Annotated in this window: 20 protein-coding genes; 9 read left to right on the top strand and 11 right to left on the bottom strand. The window is 72.6% G+C overall.

Features of this window, described 5'->3' with window-relative positions; translation table 11 throughout:
- Nucleotides 1-29 precede the first annotated feature (29 nt).
- Complete coding sequence (locus ABKW28_RS07065) at nt 30-1262, top strand: Ig-like domain-containing protein (RefSeq protein WP_348607658.1); 1233 nt, start codon at nt 30-32, stop codon at nt 1260-1262.
- A 117-nt stretch (nt 1263-1379) separates the two neighbouring features.
- Here ABKW28_RS07065 and ABKW28_RS07060 read toward each other — a convergent pair whose 3' ends face one another.
- The 4 genes from ABKW28_RS07060 to ABKW28_RS07045 all read right to left on the bottom strand — a co-directional run bounded on the left by ABKW28_RS07060 (nt 1380) and on the right by ABKW28_RS07045 (nt 5746).
- On the bottom strand, nt 1380-3122 hold the full coding sequence (locus ABKW28_RS07060; RefSeq protein ID WP_302707962.1) for a cytochrome bc complex cytochrome b subunit: 1743 nt from the start codon (nt 3120-3122) through the stop codon (nt 1380-1382).
- 2 nt (nt 3123-3124) lie between these two features.
- Nucleotides 3125-4240 (bottom strand): Rieske 2Fe-2S domain-containing protein, encoded by a 1116-nt coding sequence (locus tag ABKW28_RS07055; protein WP_193670438.1) that lies wholly within the window; start codon nt 4238-4240, stop codon nt 3125-3127.
- Entirely contained in the window at nt 4237-5049 is an 813-nt protein-coding gene (locus ABKW28_RS07050; RefSeq protein ID WP_341230851.1) for a c-type cytochrome, read from the bottom strand. The genes ABKW28_RS07055 and ABKW28_RS07050 overlap by 4 nt, the downstream gene beginning before the upstream one ends.
- A 91-nt stretch (nt 5050-5140) precedes the next feature.
- On the bottom strand, nt 5141-5746 hold the full coding sequence (locus ABKW28_RS07045; protein ID WP_227492200.1) for a heme-copper oxidase subunit III: 606 nt from the start codon (nt 5744-5746) through the stop codon (nt 5141-5143).
- A gap of 157 nt (nt 5747-5903) precedes the next feature.
- On the opposite strand from ABKW28_RS07045, the gene ABKW28_RS07040 reads away from it, so the two are divergent.
- From ABKW28_RS07040 to trpD, 3 genes are read left to right on the top strand one after another with little or no spacing between them, the layout of a single operon-like run.
- On the top strand, nt 5904-6827 hold the full coding sequence (locus tag ABKW28_RS07040; protein WP_348607728.1) for a cytochrome c oxidase assembly protein: 924 nt from the start codon (nt 5904-5906) through the stop codon (nt 6825-6827).
- Between the two features lie 10 nt (nt 6828-6837).
- Entirely contained in the window at nt 6838-7260 is a 423-nt protein-coding gene (locus ABKW28_RS07035) for a hypothetical protein (RefSeq protein ID WP_348607655.1), read from the top strand.
- 2 nt (nt 7261-7262) lie between these two features.
- The gene (gene trpD, locus ABKW28_RS07030; RefSeq protein ID WP_193670434.1) at nt 7263-8288 is read left to right on the top strand and encodes an anthranilate phosphoribosyltransferase; all 1026 of its coding nucleotides are present in this window, start codon (nt 7263-7265) and stop codon (nt 8286-8288) included.
- A gap of 203 nt (nt 8289-8491) precedes the next feature.
- On the opposite strand, the gene ABKW28_RS07025 is transcribed toward trpD, so the two are convergent.
- Genes ABKW28_RS07025 through ABKW28_RS07015 form a run of 3 tightly spaced genes read right to left on the bottom strand, consistent with a single transcriptional unit; the run spans nt 8492 to nt 11268 of the window.
- Nucleotides 8492-9136, bottom strand: a complete 645-nt coding sequence (locus tag ABKW28_RS07025) for a hypothetical protein (RefSeq protein ID WP_348607652.1) — start codon at nt 9134-9136, stop codon at nt 8492-8494.
- 8 nt (nt 9137-9144) lie between these two features.
- Nucleotides 9145-9423, bottom strand: coding sequence for an Lrp/AsnC ligand binding domain-containing protein (locus ABKW28_RS07020; protein ID WP_341230980.1), 279 nt, complete (start codon nt 9421-9423; stop codon nt 9145-9147).
- Between the two features lie 18 nt (nt 9424-9441).
- Nucleotides 9442-11268, bottom strand: coding sequence for a DEDD exonuclease domain-containing protein (locus ABKW28_RS07015; RefSeq protein WP_348607649.1), 1827 nt, complete (start codon nt 11266-11268; stop codon nt 9442-9444).
- Between the two features lie 104 nt (nt 11269-11372).
- Here ABKW28_RS07015 and ABKW28_RS07010 point away from each other — a divergent pair, with 104 nt between their 5' ends.
- The 5 genes from ABKW28_RS07010 to ABKW28_RS06990 all read left to right on the top strand — a co-directional run bounded on the left by ABKW28_RS07010 (nt 11373) and on the right by ABKW28_RS06990 (nt 16815).
- Nucleotides 11373-12698, top strand: coding sequence for an NYN domain-containing protein (locus tag ABKW28_RS07010; protein ID WP_348607646.1), 1326 nt, complete (start codon nt 11373-11375; stop codon nt 12696-12698).
- A 108-nt stretch (nt 12699-12806) separates the two neighbouring features.
- Nucleotides 12807-13013, top strand: coding sequence for a hypothetical protein (locus ABKW28_RS07005; protein ID WP_348607638.1), 207 nt, complete (start codon nt 12807-12809; stop codon nt 13011-13013).
- Nucleotides 13014-13386: 373 nt separating this feature from the next.
- Nucleotides 13387-14328, top strand: coding sequence for an NlpC/P60 family protein (locus ABKW28_RS07000; RefSeq protein WP_348607635.1), 942 nt, complete (start codon nt 13387-13389; stop codon nt 14326-14328).
- 49 nt (nt 14329-14377) lie between these two features.
- Complete coding sequence (locus ABKW28_RS06995; protein WP_348607632.1) at nt 14378-15613, top strand: hypothetical protein; 1236 nt, start codon at nt 14378-14380, stop codon at nt 15611-15613.
- Nucleotides 15610-16815, top strand: coding sequence for a M48 family metalloprotease (locus tag ABKW28_RS06990; protein WP_348607629.1), 1206 nt, complete (start codon nt 15610-15612; stop codon nt 16813-16815). The genes ABKW28_RS06995 and ABKW28_RS06990 overlap by 4 nt, the downstream gene beginning before the upstream one ends.
- On the opposite strand, the gene ABKW28_RS06985 is transcribed toward ABKW28_RS06990, so the two are convergent.
- The 4 genes from ABKW28_RS06985 to ABKW28_RS06970 all read right to left on the bottom strand — a co-directional run bounded on the left by ABKW28_RS06985 (nt 16816) and on the right by ABKW28_RS06970 (nt 20353).
- Nucleotides 16816-17013, bottom strand: a complete 198-nt coding sequence (locus tag ABKW28_RS06985) for a Flp family type IVb pilin (protein ID WP_348607626.1) — start codon at nt 17011-17013, stop codon at nt 16816-16818. It lies immediately after the preceding gene.
- 139 nt (nt 17014-17152) lie between these two features.
- Complete coding sequence (locus tag ABKW28_RS06980; protein WP_348607623.1) at nt 17153-17812, bottom strand: response regulator transcription factor; 660 nt, start codon at nt 17810-17812, stop codon at nt 17153-17155.
- Nucleotides 17809-19419 carry a sensor histidine kinase gene (locus tag ABKW28_RS06975; protein ID WP_348607620.1) on the bottom strand — a complete coding sequence of 537 codons (1611 nt, stop codon included), beginning with the start codon at nt 19417-19419 and terminating at the stop codon, nt 17809-17811. Before ABKW28_RS06975 ends, ABKW28_RS06980 begins: the two co-directional genes overlap by 4 nt.
- Nucleotides 19420-19426: 7 nt before the next feature.
- The gene (locus ABKW28_RS06970) at nt 19427-20353 is read right to left on the bottom strand and encodes a type II secretion system F family protein (protein ID WP_348607613.1); all 927 of its coding nucleotides are present in this window, start codon (nt 20351-20353) and stop codon (nt 19427-19429) included.
- Nucleotide 20354: the final 1 nt, after the last annotated feature.

Here is a 20354-nt window from a genome sequence, read left to right as displayed (position 1 = left end):
GGTTCCCGGCACCCCTTTACCCTTGGGGCATGACACCTGACCGGCCTGGTGCCTCCCGCTCGCGTCGCCGGCTGGCGACCCTGGCCGCGCTGGCGGTCTCCCTCGGCGCCCTGAGCGCCTGCGAGTCCGACCGCGCCGCCACGGACGGCCAGGAGAGCCGCGGGCAGGACGCCGGAGCAGCCGGGGACGCAGGCGCGGCACCGGCGGGCGAGGAGGCTCGCGTGGCCGTGCGCAGCAACGTGCGCCCCGGCGCCCAGGGAGTGCCCGTCGACACGCTGCTCCAGGTGCGTGCCGAGGGCGGCGACCTGCTCGGGGTCGAGGTCACCTCCGCCGCGGGCATTCTGCCCGGGCACCGCCAGGACGGCGCCTGGCGAGCCACCGAGCGGCTCGAGCCCGCGACGGCGTACGACGTGCGCGTGCGGGTGCGCGGCACCGACGGGCCCGTCGTGCGCCAGCGCCGCTTCCGCACCGCCGACCTGGCGCTCTCGCAGCAGACCTACGCCTCGGTGGCTCCGCTGGCCGGTGAGACCGTGGGGGTCGGGATGCCGGTGGTGGTGCAGTTCGACCTGCCGGTCACCGACCGCGCCGCGATGGAGCGCGAGATGCACGTCGAGTCCACACCGCGGCAGGCCGGCTCCTGGCACTGGCTCAGCGACACCGAGGTGCACTACCGACCGAGGGAGTACTGGCAGGCCGGCAGCGAGGTGGTGGTCGACCTCGACGTCAACGGGGTCGACGCCGGGGGAGGGATCTACGGGCAGGAGAGCCGCGAGGTCGCCTTCACCGTGGGGCCGGCCCACGTCTACCGCGTCGACGCGCAGCGCCACACGATGGAGGTCTACTCCGACGGCCGGCTGCTGCGCACGATCCCGATCACCACCGGCAAGGCCGGGTTCACCACCCGCTCGGGCACGAAGGTCGTGATGGAGAAGTACGAGTCGAAGCGGATGGACTCCGAGACCGTCGGCATCGGCGGCGACGAGGCCTACGACATCGACGACGTGCAGTGGGCGATGCGGCTGACCAGCTCGGGGGAGTTCATCCACGCCGCGCCCTGGTCGGTCGGCAGCCAGGGCAGCGCCAACGTCTCGCACGGCTGCACGGGGATGAGCACCGACCAGGCCGCCTGGCTCTACGCGATGACCCGGCGCGGTGACGTCGTCGAGTACACCGGCACCGACCGGCCGATGACGCTGGACAACGGCTTCGGCGACTGGAACGCCACCTGGCGCGACTACCGTGCGGGCTCGGCGCTCGGCTGAGCCCCCGCTGAGCCTCCCGGGCCCACCCGGGCCCCGCCCCGCTCGGCACGCACGACGAAGGCCCCCACCCGACGGATCGGGTGGGGGCCTGCGTGTCGTGCTGGTCGTGCCGGTGCCTCAGTGGCTGCCGCGCAACGTCTCGCCCTCGACGGCGTGGTGGCCGTCGAACTGGTGGCCGTCCGCCGAGTGGCCCTCCAGGGGCGCCTGCAGCTCGTGCTCGTGCTCGGCGTGGTGGTGCGCCTCCTCGAGCTCGGCCGCGGTCGGCTTCTGCACGTTGTCGGCGTACCAGGCCTTGTTGAGCCTGGCCCGCAGGCCGCTGAGTCGACCGCCGGGACGGCGTACGCCGTTCTCGTCGGTCTCCGCCTCGGGCGTCCACATCTCGTCGCGGTCGCGCGCGGTGAGGGTGTAGGCCGAGGCCGGGGCGATCGGCAGGTGCCGCTCGCTGTAGCCACCCTCGGGGGAGCGCATGATCACGCCCGTCTCGTAGCCGTGCAGCAGCTTCTCCTGGTCGTGGCGCTGCAACGAGATGCACCAGCGCTTGGTGATCATGAAGGCGATCACCGGACCCAGGAATACCGCTACCCGCAGGAAGTAGGTGATCTGGTTGATGCTCAGGTTGAGCTTGATCGCGATGATGTCGTTGCCGCCCGCAGCCCACATCAGGCCGTAGAAGGTCATCAGCGCGACCATGATGGCGGTGCGGGTCGGGGCGTTGCGCGGGCGCTCCAGCAGGTGGTGGTCGCGCTTGTCCCCGGTGATCCAGGACTCGATGAACGGCAGCATCAGCAGGATCGTGAACATCAGGCCGGGCAGCACGATGACAGGCAGGAAGACGTTCCAGGCGATCGTGTAGCCGAACAGGTGGGTCTCCCAGCCCGGCATGATGCGCAGCGCGCCGTCGGGCCAGCCCATGTACCAGTCGGGCTGCGAACCTGCCGTCACCTTGGTCGGGTCGTAGGGGCCGAGCTTCCAGACGGGGTTGATGTTGAGCAGCGCACCCATCATCGCGGTGACGCCGAAGACGATGAAGAAGAACCCACCGGCCTTGGCGGCGTACACGGGGAGCATCGGGAAGCCGACGACGTTCTCCTCGGTGCGGCCGGGACCAGGCCACTGCGTGTGCTTGTGGTAGACGAGCAGCAGCATGTGGGCCGCGATCAGCCCCAGCAGCAGGCCGGGGATCAGCAGCACGTGGATCGTGTAGAGGCGCGGGATGATCGAGTCACCCGGGAACTCGCCACCGAAGAGGAAGAACGACATGTAGGTGCCCACGACCGGGATCGACTTCATGAAGCCGTCGGCGGCGCGGATGCCGGTGCCGGAGAGCAGGTCGTCGGGCAGCGAGTAGCCGGTGAAGCCCTCGAGGGTGCCCAGCAGCAGCAGCAGCGAGCCGATGACCCAGTTGAGCTCTCGCGGCTTGCGGAACGCACCGGTGAAGTAGACGCGCAGCAGGTGGATCATCATCGAGGCGATGAAGATGTTGGCTGCCCAGTGGTGCATCTGGCGCATCAGCAGGCCGCCGCGGACGTCGAAGCTGATGTTGAGGGTCGAGGCCATCGCCTCCGACATGTGCAGCCCGCGCAGCTGGTCGTAGGAGCCCATGTAGGTCACCTCGGCCATGCTCGGCCGGTACCAGAACGTCAGGAAGACACCGGTCAGCAGCAGCACGACGAAGCTCCACAGAGCGATCTCGCCGAGCATGAAGGACCAGTGGTCGGGGAAGACCTTGCGCAGGTTCTTCTTCATGGCCGTGCCCAGGCCCAGGCGCTCGTCGGCCCAGTTGGCCACGACTCCTGCCTTGCCGGGCTTCTTGGCCGTCGCGGCCGAGCTGTTGCTCGTCGCGACCTTGCTGGTGTCCATGCTCACAGCTCTGCCTCACCCTGCTCGCCGATGTCCTTGTGGTCACGTTCCCAGTAGCTGGGCCCCACCGGCTCGGTGAAGTCGCTCTGCGCGACCAGGAAGCCCTCGGCATCGACCGCCAGCGGGAGCTGGGGAAGATGCCGTCCGGCGGGACCGAAGACGACACGCCCGGAGTCGGCGAGGTCGAAGGTGGACTGGTGGCAGGGGCACAGCAGGTGGTGCGTGGTGCGCTCGTAGAGCGAGATCGGGCACCCGACGTGGGTGCAGATCTTGGAGTAGCAGACGATCCCGTCGACCGACCAGTTGTCGCGCCCCTCGCCGGGGATTACGTCGTCGGGGTCCATCCGGACCACGACGACCGCGGCCTTCGACTTCGCCACGTACAGCTCGACGCCCTCGATCTCGGGGTAGCCGTTCTCCTCGGTCGGGAAGATGGCCTCGGGCTCGGCGTTGACCAGGTCGCCGACCTCGAGGTCGGCGGCGCGGATCGGGGTGCCGATGACATCGCGCACAACACGCATGTCGGGCTTCCAGATGGTGTTCTCGAGGCCCGCGTCGGGGCCGCTGGCTGCTGCCTGGCTGGGTGTGGGGCCCAGGTCGCGGAACAGCACCACGGCCGGCGCGAGCAGCAGGGTGATCGAGGCGATCAGCGAGTTGCGCACCAGCGGGCGACGCGCGATGCCGGACTCCTCGAGCCCGGCGTCGAGGGCGGCCAGCGTCGCGGCGCGGTCCTCGTCGGAGGAACGGGCCGGGTGGCGCATCTCGACCATCTCGTGGTCGGCCATCAGCTTGCGGGCCCACTGGATGATCCCGACACCGATGAGCAGCAGGGCCATGCCCAGCGTGGTGCCCAGGGCGATGTTCGAGGCGCCGAGGCCCAGCACCGTCTCCCAGCTGTCGCCGACGTCGAAGGAGAAGTAGGCCACCACGAAGAGGACCGCGAAGACCGAGGCGAGACCGAACATCGTCGCGACCTGGCGCTCGGCTCGTCGTGCCGCGTCGTCGTCGACGTCGGTGGGTCGCCAGGTGTGCTCGGGGAGGCCCGGGTTGGCGATCGGCTCCTCGGTCGTCGCGGGCAGGTGCTTGCCGGCCTGCTCGCCGTGCTGGATGTCCGTCACGCCGTCACCTTCTTCTTCGAACGGGTGGTGTGCGCAGCGATCCAGATCGCGAAGGCGACCAGACCGCCGATACCGACCAGCCACGCGAAGACGCCGTCGGTCACGGGGCCGAGGCCGCCCATGCCGAAGCCGCCGTACCCGGGCTGCTCCTCGAGCGACTTCAGGTAGGCGATGACGTCGCGCTTCTCCTCGGGTGCGAGGTTGCCGTTGCTGAAGCTGGGCATGTTCTGCGGGCCGGTCAGCAGGGCCTCGTAGATGTACTTGGACTCCACGCCGTCGAGAGCCGGGGCATAGCCGCCGCGCGGCATGGCGCCACCCGATCCCTCGAAGTTGTGGCAGGCGGTGCAGTTGGTCAGGAAGATCTGGCCACCACGGACGACCGCCGCCTCCTTGGCGTCGTCGTCGAGACCCTCGATCGAGTAGTCGGACTCGTCGGGGATGGCGGGGCCGGGGCCCAGCGAGGCGACGTACGCCGCGAGCTGGGCGGTCTCCTCCTCCGAGTAGGTGACCGGCTTGCGGGGAGCCTGGGCGCCGGGCTGGGCCATCGGCATCCGGCCGGTGCCGACCTGGAAGTCGACCGCCGCGGCGCCGACGCCGACGAGCGAGGGGCCGAGGTTGTTGCCGTCAAGCGTGCTGACGCCCTCGCCGTTGAGGCCGTGGCAGCTCGAGCAGCCCACGAGGAACAGCTCGCGGCCCTTCTCGACCTCGATGGCCAGGGTGTCGGAGTCCTGCGCCTGGGCGGGGGCCAGCGCGGTGTAGAGACCACCGGCGGTCACCAGGCCGACCAGCAGCAGGACGAGTCCGGCCAACGGGCCGCGACGGTGACGGGAGAGGCGACCGGCGGAGCGGTTCACGAAGCGCACTGGGGGTCCTTGGGTTCGGGGTGCAGCGACTCAGGAGTTACTTGACAAGGTAGATCGTGGCGAAAAGCCCGATCCAGACGACGTCGACGAAGTGCCAGTAGTACGAGACGACGATGGCGCTGACGGCCTGCTCGTGGGTGAACTTGCGGGCCAGGTAGGTGCGCCCCAGCACGAGGAGGAAGGCGATGAGGCCGCCCGCCACGTGGATGCCGTGGAAGCCGGTCGTCAGGTAGAACATCGAGCCGTAGGCCGAGTCCTGCATCGTGACGCCCTCCTGCACGAGGTTGGCGTACTCGACGGCCTGGCCGGCCACGAAGACCGAGCCCATCAGGTAGGTCAGGATGAACCACTCCCGCAGGCCCCACAGCTTGAACTGCAGCAGCGAGCCGGTGCGTCCCGCCTGGCCGCGCTCGGCGGCGAAGACGCCGAGCTGGCAGGTCAGCGAGGACAACACCAGGATGGTGGTGTTGGCCAACGCGAAGGGCACGTCGAGGAGCTGGGTGTTCTGCTCCCACAGGTCCGGACTGACCGAGCGGATCGTGAAGTACGCCGCGAAGAGCGCCGCGAAGAACATCAGCTCGCTCGAGAGCCAGATGATGGTCCCGACACTGACCATGCTGGGTCGGTCGTGGTGCCCGTGCAGACGGGATGCTGGGAGGGTTGCCGCTGTCGCCACACGAGCATTATGTCCTGCGATCTGAACGAGGTCACCCCGACCCCCGGTTAGTGCCGGGTCATAAAGTTCACAACGTGCCGTTCCCCGCTCCAGTCCCCTCGCAGGAGGTCTCGTCGTGCTCGCGATGACCATCGGCGCCGGCCTGCCCGCCTTCTCCCTGGGAGAGGTCCTGGGGCAGTGGTCGCTGGCCCCGGTGCCCACGATCGGGACCGTCTGGGTGGTGGGTCTCTACCTGCTGGGTGTGCAGCGCCTGCGGGCCCGCGGGGACCACTGGCCGGTGGGGCGCACCGTCGCCTTCGTGGGCGGGGGGATGGGCTCGTTCTACTTCGCGACGGCCTCGGGGCTGGCGGCGTACGACACGACGCTGCTGAGCGTGCACATGGTCCAGCACATGATCCTCTCGATGCTGGTGCCGCTCGCGCTGGCGCTGGGCGCGCCGGTGACCCTGGCGCTGCGCACGCTGCCGCGGCGCCCGCGTGCCTGGCTGCTGGCGCTGCTGCACTCGCGGCTGGCCAAGGTGCTGTCCTTCGCGCCGCTGGCGTTCGTGCTCTACATCATCTCGCCGTGGGCGCTCTACTTCACCGACTGGTACGCCGCGTCGCTGGAGTCGGTCTTCGTGCACGAGATGATGCACGTGCACCTGGTCGCCGTCGGCGCGCTGTTCTTCTGGCCGCTGATGGGCATCGACCCGCTGCCGGGGCGCACCGGCTACCCCTTCCGGATGCTGCTGACGGTGCTGACGCTGCCCTTCCACGCCTTCCTGGGCGTCACGATCATGGGCCAGTCCACGCTGCTGGGCGGCGAGCACTACCTGCGGCTGCGCGAGGGGCCGATGGGCTCCTGGCTGCCCGACGCCTACGACGACCAGCACCTGGCCGGCGGCATCCTCTGGGGCTCGGGCGACCTGATCGCGCTGACCTTCTTCGCGGTGCTCTTCGCCCAGTGGGTGCGCTCCTCGATGGCCGAGGCCAAGCGGGAGGACCGTCGCCTGGACAGGTTGGAGGCGCGCGAGCAGGCCGCGACGTCCACCGGCGGGCGCGACGGGTAGCATCGCCGGCGTGAGCGACACCACTGCCTCCCGCACGCCGTTGAAGGTGCTCGTCTACAGCGACGACGTCAACACCCGCAAGCAGGTCATCCTGGCGCTGGGCCGACGCCCGCACCCCGACCTGCCCGAGCTGGAGTACGTCGAGGTGGCCACCGAGCCCGTCGTCATCCAGAACATGGACGCCGGCCACATCTCCCTGGCGATCCTCGACGGCGAGGCCGTGCCCGCCGGCGGGATGGGCATCGCCAAGCAGCTCAAGGACGAGATCCACCAGTGCCCCCCGGTGGTCGTGCTCACCGGGCGCCCCCAGGACGCCTGGCTGGCCACCTGGTCGCGCGCCGAGGCCGCCGTGCCGCACCCGCTCGACCCCATCCAGCTGGCCGAGGCCGTGGTCGCGCTGCTGCGCGCCCGCGTGCCGGCCACCACCGCCTGAGCGTGGGCGCCTGGCCCGAGGTCCTCGGCGCGCTCGTCGCGGGGGAGGACCTGAGCGCGGCCCAGACGGGCTGGGCGATGGGCGAGATCCTGGCGGGTCAGGCCACCGAGGCCCAGATCGCCGGCTTCGCCGTCGCGCTGCGCGCCAAGGGCGAGAGCATCGAGGAGGTGCTCGGGCTGGTCGAGGCGATGTACGACGTCGCCACCCCGCTGAGTGTCCCGGGCCGCACCCTCGACGTCGTCGGCACCGGCGGTGACCGGTCGATGTCGGTGAACATCTCGACGATGGCCGCCATCGTCGCCGCCGGCGCGGGCGCCCGCGTGGTCAAGCACGGCAACCGCTCGGCCTCCTCGACCTCGGGCACCGCCGACGTGCTCGAGGTGCTCGGGGTGCGCCTCGACCTGCCGGCCGCCCGGGTGGCCGAGGTCGCCGAGGAGGCCGGCATCACGTTCTGCTTCGCCTCGGCCTTCCACCCCGCGCTGCGCCACGCGGCCGTGCCGCGGCGCGAGCTCGGCATCGGCACCACCTTCAACCTGCTCGGCCCGCTCGCCAACCCCTCGCGCCCGGCCGCCCAGGCCATCGGCTGCGCCTACGCCGGCAAGCCGCCGCTGATGGCCGGCGTCTTCGCCCGCCGCGGCGTCGACGCCTGGGTCTTCCGCGGTGACGACGGCCTCGACGAGCTCACCACCACCACCACCTCGTCGCTGTGGGTGGTCCACGACGGCGAGGTCCGCACCGAGACGGTCGACCCGGCCGCCCTCGGCCTGGCTCCCGCGACCACCGCCGACCTGCGCGGCGGCGACGCGGCCCACAACGCCGACGTCGTACGCCGGGTGCTGGCGGGGGAGCGCGGACCCGTGCGCGAGGCGGTGCTGCTCAACGCCGGCGCCGCCCTGGCCGTGCACGACGAGCCCGCCGCCGACCCGCTGCCGGCCCTGGCCGCCGGCATCGAGCGCGCCACCCGCGCCGTCGACTCCGGTGCCGCCGCCGCGACCCTGCAGGGCTGGGTCGAGGCCTCCGCCGGCTGAGCCGACCCGGCCCATACTTCCCCCCGACCCGGCCTGAACTTCGCCTCGACCCGGCCCGAACTTCCCCTCGACCCGACCCGGACTTCCCCCCGACCCGGCCCATGCTTCGCGGGTGCCGGGACGGGCCGACTCGGGGAGAGATCCAGGCCGGGTCAGCGCGAAGTTCGGGCCGGGTCAGCGTGAAATTTGGGCTGGGTCGGCGGTCAGGCGGGGGCGAGGTCGAGCACGTAGGCGTCGCCCTCGCGGTGGAAGCCCAGGTGGTCGTAGTAGGCGCCGACCATGCCGGGGGCGGTGACCACGCGGCGGAAGCCGAGCTCGCGCAGCGCGTCGCTGCGCCGCCAGACGAACTCGCCGGGCGTGAAGTCGCGGAAGCGCGGGGTGACGTAGTCGAGGCGCACCTGGGCGACGTCGCCCAGGTCTCCCTCGCGGCGCACCACGACGACCCCGACGGTCTCGTCGCCGCGCTGGACCAGGAAGGCGTGGTCGCCGTCGGGGTCGGGCCGGCCGTCGAAGTCGGGCTGGAAACGGGCGATGTCGCTGCGGTGCGTGCGCAGCACGTGGTGCAGGTAGGCGTCGTCGGCACCGACCTCGAGGACCTCGAAGACGTGCTCGTCGTGGCGCTCGCCGACGAGCCTGACCAGGAACCAGATGTTGATGGCGCTGGTGACCGCGTTGAGGCCGACCATCGGCCAGACCTCGATGATCGCGTTGAAGACCAGCAGTGCCACCCCGGCGGCGAGGTTGAGCACGCGAAAGCGCAGCACCCGCTGCTGCATCAGCGAGAAGACCAGCAGGGCGCTGCCGCCCCACCCGAGCACGTCGAGCCAGTGCTCGGTCAGGAGGTCCACGAGCGGTCTCAGTCGAGCCCGAGGGAGAAGGCGCTCTCGAGGTCGTGGCGGGAGTAGGCGCGGAACGCGATGTGGGTCTCGGTCGAGGTCACGCCGGGCACCTTGTTGAGGGTGTCGGCCACCACGCTGGCGACCTCGTCGTGGTCACGGACCCGGACCAGGGCGATGAGGTCGATCTGGCCGGTGACGGAGTAGACCTCGGAGACCCCCTCGATGGCGGCGATCTGCTCGGCCACCTCGGGGATGCGGGCGACGTCGGCCTTGACGAAGACGATGGCGGTGATCACGCAGGTCACCGTAGCGCCTCAGCGCGGGGGACGGTGCGCCGTGGCGAGGGGGCGTCTTTCGTCGTCGGGCACCAGCGCGCGCCGCGACTGCTCGACCGCGTCGTGCACCGCGAGGTGCCGGGTCGCGCCCGCGACCGGGCAGGCCCACTGGCCCGTGACCTCGACCAGCCGCACGTGGTCGGACTCCAGCCAGCGCAGGATCTTCTCGGTCTCCTCGGCGCTGGCGGCGGGCACCGGGCCGGGGGCGTGGCGCACGGTCTCGGCCGCGGCGCGCAGCTGGTCGACGTAGGCGTGCGCGTCGGCCCCGGGCGGGATGACCCCGGCGGCCGCGAGCCGCCCGTGACGGACCACGTGCACGGCCCAGCGGCCGTCGTCCTCGCGCCGGGCGGCCACCACCTCCGGGCAGCCGGTCAGGGCGCTGAGCCGCTGGGTGCGGGCCGCGGCGCGCACGAAGGAGGCCAGCCGGTCGCGGTGGGCCCCGGCCTCCTCGAAGCGCTCGTCGTCGGCCAGCAGGCTCATGCGGTGGTTGATGGTCTCCACGACGTCGTCGGGGCGGCGCAGCAGCGCGTCGCGCAGCTGGCGCACCAGGGCGGCGTACGACGCCTCGTCGACGCTGCCGTCGCAGGGGGCCAGGCACTTGCCCATCTCGGCGAGCACGCAGGCGCTGCGCGAGGGGCGACGCGCGAGCCGGTCGGTGCACTGGCGCACCGGGAACGTCTCGTGCAGCGCCGAGAGGCAGCTCTCGGCGGCGCGCTTGGAGGAGAAGGGGCCGAGGTAGTCGGCGTCGTCCTCAAGGACCCGGGCGACCAGCGAGAGGCGCGGCCACGGCTCGCGGGTGAGCTTGATGAAGTGCATCTTCTCGGGGAAGCGGGAGCGCCGGTTGTAGCGCGGCTTGTGCTCGGCGATCAGGCGCAGCTCGCGCACCTGCGCCTCCAGCGGGGTGGCGCACTCGACGTGGTCGACGCGGTCGGCCAGCCGCACCATCTCGCCCATGCGGGAGCGGGTCTCGGAGGCGGTGAAGTAGGAACGGACGCGGGTGCGCAGGTCGCGGGAGGTGCCGACGTAGAGCACCCGCTCTTGGTCGTCGCGGAAGAGGTAGACGCCGGGCGCGTGCGGCAGCTGCTCGGCCAGGTGGCGCTTCTTGCGCTGGGCGGCGCTGACGCGCGCGGAGAAGGTCTGCAGCTCCTCGAGGGTCTGCACGCCGACGCTGCCCAGGCGGGCGAAGAGCCCGTGCAGCACGTCGACGGTGGCGCGGGCGTCGGCGAGCGCGCGGTGGTTGGGGGTGGTCTCGGCGCCGAAGAGGCGGGCCAGGGAGGAGAGCTTGCAGTTGGGGGCGTCGTCGCGGGTGATCACCCGGCGCGCGACCTTGGCGGTGTCGACCACCTCGAAGCGGGGCCACGGCCGCTGCTGCTCGGCGGCGAAGTGCTGCAGGAAGCCGACGTCGAAGGGCGCGTTGTGGGCCACCAGCACGCAGCCGGCGGCGAACTCGAGGAAGGCGGGCAGCGCCGACTCGATGCCGGGGGAGTCGGCCACCATCGTGTTGGTGATGCCCGTGAGCACCGAGATGAACGGCGGGATGGTGGTGTGCGGGTTGACCAGGGTCTGGAACTCACCCAGCACCTCGCCGCCGCGCACCTTGACCGCGCCGATCTCGGTGATCATCGCGCCGTGGGCCGCCGAGCCGCCGGTCGTCTCGAGGTCGACCACGCAGAAGGTCAGGTCGCGCAGCGGGCGGCCCAGCTCGTCGAAGCTCAGCTGGGCCTCACGCTGGGCCTCGCGCTGGGCCTCGCGCTGGGCCGGGCGCGGCGGGGTGCTGGTGACGGTCTGCGCGCGGGCCCTGCTCATGGTGGTGACGCTAGGTGGCGGCACCGACAGCGCGCGGTAGGCGCGCGCCCTAGGGTGGGCACAGGTGTTGTCGAGGTCCGGCGGCGAGCAGATGAGGAGGCGTGGTGGCGGAGCACGAGCACGCTGCCGACGCCGAGCGTGGGGCCGAGGTCGCGCTGGAGGACCTGCCGGTCGCCGTGCGCACGCGCGTGGTGGCCGTGGTGGCCTCGGTGCTGCCGGAGGTCACCGGGCTGCCGCCGGCACTGCGCCGGGTGGCCGGCTTCGCGCCCGCCCGCCGGGCCCGTCTGGGGGGCACGGCGATCGCGGCAGCCCTGGCCGACCCCGACCTGCGCGAGCGGGCCTCCCACCAGGTCGCCACCCAGCGCGCCGCCGAGGTGGCCGCGCTGCGCGAGGGCGGGTCGGGCGACGCGCTGGAGGACGCCGCCCTCGGGTGGCTGCTGCGGCCCCGGGGCTGGACCCGGCGCCTCGACGACGCGGTCAGCACGGTGGCCGCCCGCGAGCAGAGCGCGGAGCGCTCCCGCGAGGCCCGGCTCACCGAGCGGGTCGAGCAGGCCGAGCAGGCGCTGCGCGAGGTGCGCGCGAGCCACCGCGCCCAGCTGGACGAGCAGAAGTCGGAGAACGCGACGCTGCGCCGCCGGCTGGGCGAGACCCGTGCTTCCGAGCGTGCGGTGCGTGAGGAGCTGGAGCAGGCGCGTGCCGAGGTGGCGGGCGCGCAGGCGCGCGAGCAGGCAGCCCTCGCGGTCCAGGAGAAGGAGCTGAGGCGGCTGCGCGCGCGCGTCGAGACGCTCGAGGCGCAGGCCCAGGCGCAGGCCCAGGCGCAGCGCCGCGCCGACCGCACCGAGCGCGACGACGCCACCGCCCGCGCCCGGGTGCTGCTGGAGACGCTGGTCGACGCCGCCACGGGGCTCCGCCGTGAGCTCGGCCTGCCGGCGGGCTCGACGGCGCCGGGGGAGTCGGTGGAGCAGCGGCTGGAGGACGACGCCGCGCGCGATGGCGGCCGGTCGGCGAGCGCACCGATCACGGCCTCGGTGCTCGAGCAGCACCTGGCGCTGCCGCAGTCGCGTCTGGTCGTCGACGGCTACAACGTGACCAAGACGGTGTGGTCGTCGACCTCGCTGGAGACCCAGCGCTCCCGGCTGCTGGCGCTGCTGGCGCCGCTCGTGGCGCGCACGCGCGCGGAGACGACCGTGGTCTTCGACGCGGCCGAGGTCGACGTGCGTCCCGCGGTCTCCGCGCCCCGCGGCGTCAAGGTCCTCTTCAGCCCGTACGGCGTCATCGCCGACCGCGTCATCGAGGACCTGGTCGCAGCCGAGCCCGAGGGCCGTGTCGTGGTCGTCGTCACCGACGACCAGGACCTGCGGGCCCGGACGCGGGCTCGCGGCGTGCGGCACGTGTCGTCGCGGGTGCTGCTGGACCTGCTGGCGCGCTGAGCGCGTCGAGCTGATGGGCCGTCGCCACCCCGGGTCCGACACGCCGGGACACGCCGTCGGCGGGTCGCCGCGGCGCCGTTGTCGGTGGCCCCTGCCAGCCTCACCTCCATGACGACGAGAATCGACTGCGACACCTGTGTGGTCCGAGGCCTGGCCTGCCACGACTGCGTGGTCTCCGTGCTGCTGGGGCCGCCGCCCGAGCTGACCATCGACGACGACGAGAGGCGCGCCCTCGACGCTCTGGCCGCGGGCGGGCTGGTGCCACCGCTGCGGCTGGTCGAGCCGGTCTCCGGCCCCGAGGCCGAGTCCGCCTGAGCCGGTCGGGCCACGGCGGGCGGTCCAGCCAACCTGTGGTTCCTGTGACCGGTGTGACGTGGGTGACTCCTGAGGCGCGAGGGTGCGCAAATTCGGGGGCGACGCGCGGCGGTTGATTGGTCTCGGCGGCAGCCAGCGACTAACGTCCGTGGCTGGTGTCCGTGGGAGTGGATCGTCCTGGTCCGCGCGGTCACCGCGTCGAGTCCGGGGTGCCCGCACCCCGGAGCCGGGGAACCATCGGTCGTGGGGTCGCACCCTCCTGCTCACCCGGCAGACGTCGATAGCTGAGGGAGACCGCCCACTCGTGCTTCACGGTCACAAGCGCCTGACCACGGCCTTCGCCGGAGCCCTGCTCGTAGGAGCAGTGGCCTTCGTGCCCACCAGCCCGGCCCAGGCCGAGCCCGACATCGACGACGTGCAGGCCCGCGTCGACAAGCTCTACCACGAGGCCGAGCAGGCCTCGGAGCGTCACAACGACGCTCGCATCGAGCTGGAGGAGCTGCAGCGCGAGCTCGACGCCGTGCGCTCCGACCAGCAGCGCCAGGACGAGCAGATGAGCTCGGTCCGTGAGCAGGTGCGCGACTCGATCGTGCGCACCTACCAGGGCCAGAACCTCTCCGCCGTGGGCCAGGTGGTCGTCGCCGACGACCCCAGCGCCTTCCTGGCCCAGATGTCGACCCTGAGCGCCTACGACGGCCTGCAGGACCAGCTCTTCGACACCTACTCCATCGAGGTGGAGGCGCTCGACATCCGGCGCCAGGCGACCGCGGCCCAGGCCGCCGAGCTCGCCGCCGTCGAGGAGGAGCTCGCCGAGGAGAAGGCGACCATCGACGAGAAGGTCGACGAGGCCGAGGCACTGCTCTCGCGCCTCGAGGCCGAGGAGCGCGAGGCTCTCGAGGCCCGCGAGGCGGTCGTCTCGCGCGACGCCCAGCGCACCGAGACCGCGCCGGTGTCGGTGCCCGCCTCGGGTCGTGCGGCCGCCGCGGTGCAGTACGCCCTCGCGCAGGTCGGCAAGAGCTACGTCTACGGAGCGGCCGGGCCGAGCGCCTTCGACTGCTCGGGCCTGACGATGATGGCCTGGCGCCAGGCCGGCGTCTCGCTGCCCCACTCCTCGAGCGCCCAGTACGGCGGCGGCACCAAGGTCTCGACCTCGGCGCTGCAGCCCGGCGACCTCGTCTACTACTACAGCCCGATCAGCCACGTCGGCATCTACATCGGCAACGGCCAGATCGTCGACGCCGCCAACCCGAGCACCGGTGTCCGGATCACCAGCGTCAACTCGATGCCCCTCGTCGGGGCCACCCGACCCGGCTGATCCGCTGGCCAGCACCGCACGTCGAGAGGCCGGTCGCCCACGCTCGTGGGTGGTCGGCCTCTCGCTGTCCCTGCTGGTGGTGCTCGGGCTCGTCGTCTGGCGCGTCCTCGACGACCCGTACGTCGCCACGCCGGGCGCCGACCCCGGTGCGGCACCGACCGCCCGGCCCGGGCAGGCGGCCGCCGCGCTGGCCGGCCTCGAGGCCGCGATCTCGCGCGGCGACGCGGCTGCCGCCGCGGCCCTGGCCCCGGACGACGACCCTGCGGCCGCGCGCCGGCTGCGTGACGTCGTCGAGAACGCCGAGGACCTCGGGCTCGAGGGCGTCACGCTGCGCTACGTCGACCAGGACGGCGGGACGGACCCTCAAGGGGCCTGGCGGGTGGTCGTCGACGTGACCTGGCAGGTCGCCGGGTTCGACCCCGCGCCAGCGCGCAGCGAGGTCGTCTTCGCGCTGCGCAACGTCGCGGAGGGCGACGAGCGGGTGGCCGTGACCGCGGCCGGGGTCGCCGGCGGCCGGGCGCCGTTGTGGCTCACCGACGACCTGCGGGTGCGACGTACGGACTCGCGGGTGGTGGCGGTGGCCGGCTCCGCGCGCGACCTGGCCCGCTACGACCGCCTCGCCCGGCGAGCCTTGCCGGTCGTGCAGCGGGTGCTGCCCGGCACCGGGCGTGGACTGGTGGTCGAGGTGCCGCGCACCGCCGCCGGCCTCGACGCCGCGCTCGGCGTCGACGAGGGCACCTATGCCGACGTGGCCGCCGTGACCACCAGCCCCGACGGGGAGGTCGTCGACGGCGGGCCGCTGCACGTGCTGGTCAACCCCGCCGAGATGGACCGCCTCGAGCCGGTCGGCGCCCAGGTCGTGATGAGCCACGAAGCCGTGCACGCGCTCACCCGGGCGCCCACCAGCCGCGCCCCTCTGTGGCTGGTGGAGGGCTTCGCCGACTACGTGGCGCTGCGCGACGTCGACCTGCCCGCCACCACCCTGGCCGCGCAGGTGGTCGACCAGGTGCGCGAGAGCGGGGTGCCCGAGGCCCTGCCGGGCCCCACCGACCTCGGGGTGGGCGCGCCGTACCTCGGCGCGGCGTACGAGGCCGCCTGGCTGGCCACGCGCGAGCTGGCTCGCGCGGGCGGCCAGGACGCCCTGGTCGAGCTCTACCGCTCGGCCGGCGCGGGCGAGGACTTCGCCGCCGCGCTGCGCGGGGTGGCGGGCATCAGCCAGGCCGAGCTGACGCGACGCTGGCGCGACGAGCTGCGCTCGCTGGCCGACGAGGCGGGAGCGGCATGACGCACACCCGCACCGCCTGGGCGGTGCTGCTCCTCGCGGGGGCGGCCTTCGCGCTGCTGGCGTGGTGGCTGGTGCCGTGGGATCCGGTGCCGGGCGGGCGCCCCGAGCCGGTGGACCCGGAGGACTACTTCACGCCTGAGCACATCGCCCGCGCCGAGTCGTTCTCCACCTGGGTGCGGACCTGGAGCCTGGGCTCGCTGGGTGTCTCGCTGCTGGTGGCGTGCGTGGTCGGCTTCACCTCGCTGGGTCGCCGCCTCGTGGCCCGGCTGCCCGGGCCGTGGTGGGCGCAGGTGGTGCTCGTGGTCGCGGTCCTCGAGGTCCTGGGGCGCACGATCACGCTGCCCTTCGCCGTGCTGGTGCGCCGGCGGGTGCTCGAGGAGGGTCTCTCGACGCAGTCGTGGCTCGGCTTCGCCCGCGACCTGGCGGTGCGCGAGGGCCTGGCCGTCGTGGTGACCTCGGTGGGCCTGCTCACGCTGATGCTCTGCGCCCGACGCTTCCCGCGGCGCTGGCCCGCGGTGGCCGGGGGAGTGCTCGGCCTGCTGGTGCTGCTCGGGTCGTTCGTCTACCCGCTGCTGGTCGAGCCGCTCTTCAACGACTTCGAGCCGCTCGAGGCCGGGGCGCTGCGCACCGGCGTGCTCGAGCTGGCCGACGCCGAGGGGGTCGGTGTCGACGAGGTGCTGGTGGCCGACGCGTCGCGGCGCACCACGACGCTGAACGCCTACGTCTCCGGCTTCGGCGGGACCCGCCGGGTGGTCCTCTACGACACCCTGGTGCGCGACCTGCCGCAGGACCAGGCGCTCTCGGTGGTCGCCCACGAGCTGGCGCACGCCCAGCACGACGACGTGCTCGTCGGCTCGCTGCTCGGCGCCGTGGGGGTGGCCGCCGCCGTGGGGCTGGCCGGGGTGCTGCTGCGCCGTCACGACGTACGACGCGCCGGCACGGTGCCGCTGGTGCTGGCCCTGCTGGCCGTGGGCACGGTGCTCGCCGCGCCCCTCCAGAACGGGATCAGCCGGACGGTGGAGACACGTGCCGACGTCGAAGCCCTCCGGGCCACGGGGGACCCGGAGGGCTTCGTCGAGCTGCAACGTCGGCTGGCGGTGCGGTCGCTGAGCGATCCTGATGTCACGACTGTTTACGGCTGGTGGTTGACGACGCATCCAGGGCCATTGAGTCGAATAGCGTTAGGTCGCACCTTCGAATGATCAGGTGGTCGGCGCTGTGGGGAGCTGGTCGCTCGTGCCCTGGAATGCGGCCTGAATCTGACCTCCCAGGGTGATGACGACAGCAACGATGACGGCAGCGATGCCGGCGACGAGCAGCCCGTACTCGACCGCGGAGGCACCGCGCTCGTCCATCTTGGCCTTCTGGCCGGCGATCATGGTCATCAGAAACTGCAGCATGGTGGTCTCCCTCAAGACACGGTCCCGGACAGGGGTGGGACCTGATGCATCTCAGCATGCTGGCGCAACGACGCGCGGCGGATCGGGAGAAGGTTTGCCGTCGTGGTAGCCCGTTCGGACTACCCCTGCTCGCGAGCGGTCAGCGCTCGCCCGGGTTGCGCTGAACCGAGGACAGCAGGCCGACCCGCATGGCAGTGACCAGCGCCTGCGCCCGGTTGGCCGCGCCCAGCTTCTGGTAGATCTTCGCGATGTGCGACTTGGCGGTCGACTCGCTCATGTAGAGCTTGTCGCCGATGGCCGAGGCGCCCAGCCCGTCGGCCAGCAGCACCAGCACCTCGTGCTCGCGGTCGGTGAGCCGGGTCGACTCGGCCGCGCCGCGGCGCATCATCGCGCCGACCAAGCCGGAGCAGACGAAGGAGCGCGGGGAGACCTTGGCGTGCCGGGCGGCCTTGACCACCTCGTCGGAGGGGGCGTCCTTGCCGACGAAGCCGGACGCGCCGGCCTCCATCGCGGCGAAGATCTGGTCGTCGCCCGAGTGCATGGTCAGCACCACGAGGCCGACCTCGGGATGGTCGCGGCGCAGAGCACGCACGATGTCGAGGCCGGTGCCGTCCTGCAGCTGCAGGTCGGTGACCACGACGTCGGGGCGGTGCTCGGCGAAGAGGGCGAGGGCCTCGGTGACCGAGGCGGCGGTGCCGACCACGTTCATGTCGGCGTGCATCTCGAAGACGCCGCCGAGGCCGTCGCGGATCAGCTGGTGGTCGTCGACCAGCATCACCCTCGTCAGCGACTCGCTCATGTGGACACCTGGATCTCTCGGGGGGACTCGCTCGCCTGCTGGGTGGTCGGGGGCGGGTGCCCGGACGATACCGCGACGGCGACCCGGAGCCCGCCTCCTGGCGGCTCCTCGATGTCGAGGTGGGCGCCGATCAGCGCGGCGCGCTCGCGCATGATGCCCAGGCCGTAGGAGTCGGCCCGGGCGTCGAGGGGCAGCCCGATGTCGCCCAGGCCACGGCCGTTGTCGGTGACGGAGATGGTGGCCGCGGGAGCGTCGACGTGGCACTGCACGCGGATGAGGGTGCACTGGGCGTGCTTGACGGCGTTGTTGAGGGCCTCCTGCGTGATCCGGAAGAGCTCGGCCTCGACCTCACCGCGCAGCCGCTGCGACTTCTCGTCGAGGGTCACCTCGATCGCGACGCCCGAGAGCTGGCTGAGGTTGCGCGCCAGCGACCCGATCGCCGCTCCCAGGCTCTCGCTCTCGCCCACGGTGGTGCGCAGCGTGACGACCGACCGGCGCACCTCGGCGACCACCTCGCTGACCCGCTCGCGCAGCATCAGGAACCGGGCGGCCTGCTCGTCGGAGGCCGGCGTGGCGGCGAGCGCGTCGACGAGGTAGCCGAGCGAGGCGATCTCCTGCGCGACGCCGTCGTGCATCTCGCGCGAGAGCCGGCGCCGCTCGTCGGCGGTGGCCGCGTCGCGGAAGGCGGTGAAGAGCAGCGCCGTCTCGAGGTGCACGGTGCTGACCTCGAGGTGGCGGGTCAGCCGGCGCACCGTGCGCGGCAGGTCGAGCGCGCCCGGGTCGAGCCGGTCGGAGAAGACTCCGGCGACGATGCCGGGCTGGCCCGACTCGGGACGCAGCGGGAAGGCGAAGGTCTGGCCGTCGGTCTCGAGGCGTCCCGAGCGCTGGGCCAGCCGGGCCAGCAGGGCGGTGTGGGTCGAGCCCGAGTCGTCGAGGGTGCGGCTCAGCAGCGGCGTCAGCTCGTCGTCGCCGACGTAGAGCACCAGGTCGGCCGTGGGCAGCTCGTCGCGCACCGCGCTGAGGATGGCGCCGCCGAGGCTGCGCGGCTCGAGGCCCGAGCTCAGCCCCTCGGAGAGCTGGTTGAGCTCGTGCAGGAGCGAGCTGGCGTGCCGGTAGGGCAGCAGCGGGTCGGGCTGGCCGAGGGCGGAGCGCAGGAAGGAGGCGATCATCCCGAGGCCCAGGCCCATGGTCAGCCAGGTGAAGGCGGCGAGCAGCTCGTCGGTGCTGAGCGACGCCTCGCCCAGGCCCAGCACCAGTGCGGCGGCGGGCACGACGGTGCCGAGCGCGGCGAGCACGCCCTTGGCGCCGCAGCGCAGCCCGGCCACGAACGGGGGCGCAGCCAGGGCGCCGAGGATGGCCGGCGAGCTGCTCAGTGCCAGCAGGCAGGTCGTCGTCACCGCGGCCGACTCGAGCACCGTCAGCAGGAGCGGCCGGGAGCGGGCGCGCTGCTCCACCGGGACGAGGCCGACCCACAGCGCGCCCAGCACCGCGAGGCCCAGCAGCCCGCCGCGGTCCTGGCCCCACAGCAGGGGGCCGCCGATCGCCAGCAGGACGAAGGCGCGGGCCGCGGCGTTGATGCGCAGCGCCTGGCGGTGGGCTAGGTGCACGGGTGGATCATCCCAGACCGCTGTCCATGATGCCGATCGCGGCCGGTCCCATCACGGCGACGAAGAGGCAGGGAAGGATGAAGAAGATCAGCGGTACCGTGATCTTGACCGGCACCTGCTGGGCCTTCTCCTCGGCACGCTGGCGGCGCTTGACCCGCATCTCCTGGGCCTGGATGCGCAGCACCTGCGCGACCGGGATGCCGAACGAGTCGGCCTGCACCATGGCGCTGACGAAGGACTTGAGGTCGGCGACGTCGGTGCGCTCGGCCATCGCGCGCAGTGCGTCGGAGCGGCCTTGGCCGATCTGCATCTCGCGGAGCACCCGCGCGAACTCCTCGGCCACCGGGCCCTGGGTGTTGCGGGCCACCTGCTGCACCGCGGCGTCGAAGCCGAGGCCCGACTCGACGCTGATCGTCATCAGGTCGATGGCGTCGGGCAGGTCGCGGGTGATCCGCTGGGTACGGTCGTAGGCCCGCTGGTAGAGGTACAGCCCCGGGGAGAGGAAGCCCAGCACGAGCCCGGCGACCACCGCCACGACGAACGTGGGTGTCGAGAGCCCCAGCACCAGCCCCAGCACGACGCCCACGATCAGGCCGGCGACCGCGCCGATCACCTTGCCGGAGACCACCCGGTCGACGTCCCAGCCGCGGGGGTTGCCCGCGAGGTCGAGCTTGCGGCGCACCCGGTCGGCGGAGTCGGCGCCGGAGAGCCGGCGACCGACCCCCAGGGTCCGGGCCTGCAGGGGCTCGAGGACCCGCTCGGAGAACGGCCGGTCGACCTCGGCGGTCAGCTCCTCGGGCGCGTCGGTCATCGCCTGCAGCACCGCCAGCGACCTGCCGACCCCGCTGGCCTCGGCGTCGCTGGTGGTCGCGGCGGCCAGCAGCACCAGGGCGGCGGCGATCATCACGACGCCGAGGAGCAGCAGCACCACCATC

The sequence above is a fragment of the Nocardioides sp. 31GB23 genome, from assembly GCF_040012395.1.
GTDB classification, from domain to species: domain Bacteria; phylum Actinomycetota; class Actinomycetes; order Propionibacteriales; family Nocardioidaceae; genus Nocardioides; species Nocardioides salarius.
Note: the sequence above shows the minus strand (reverse complement) of the source record. Positions and strands in the feature narration are given on the sequence as shown.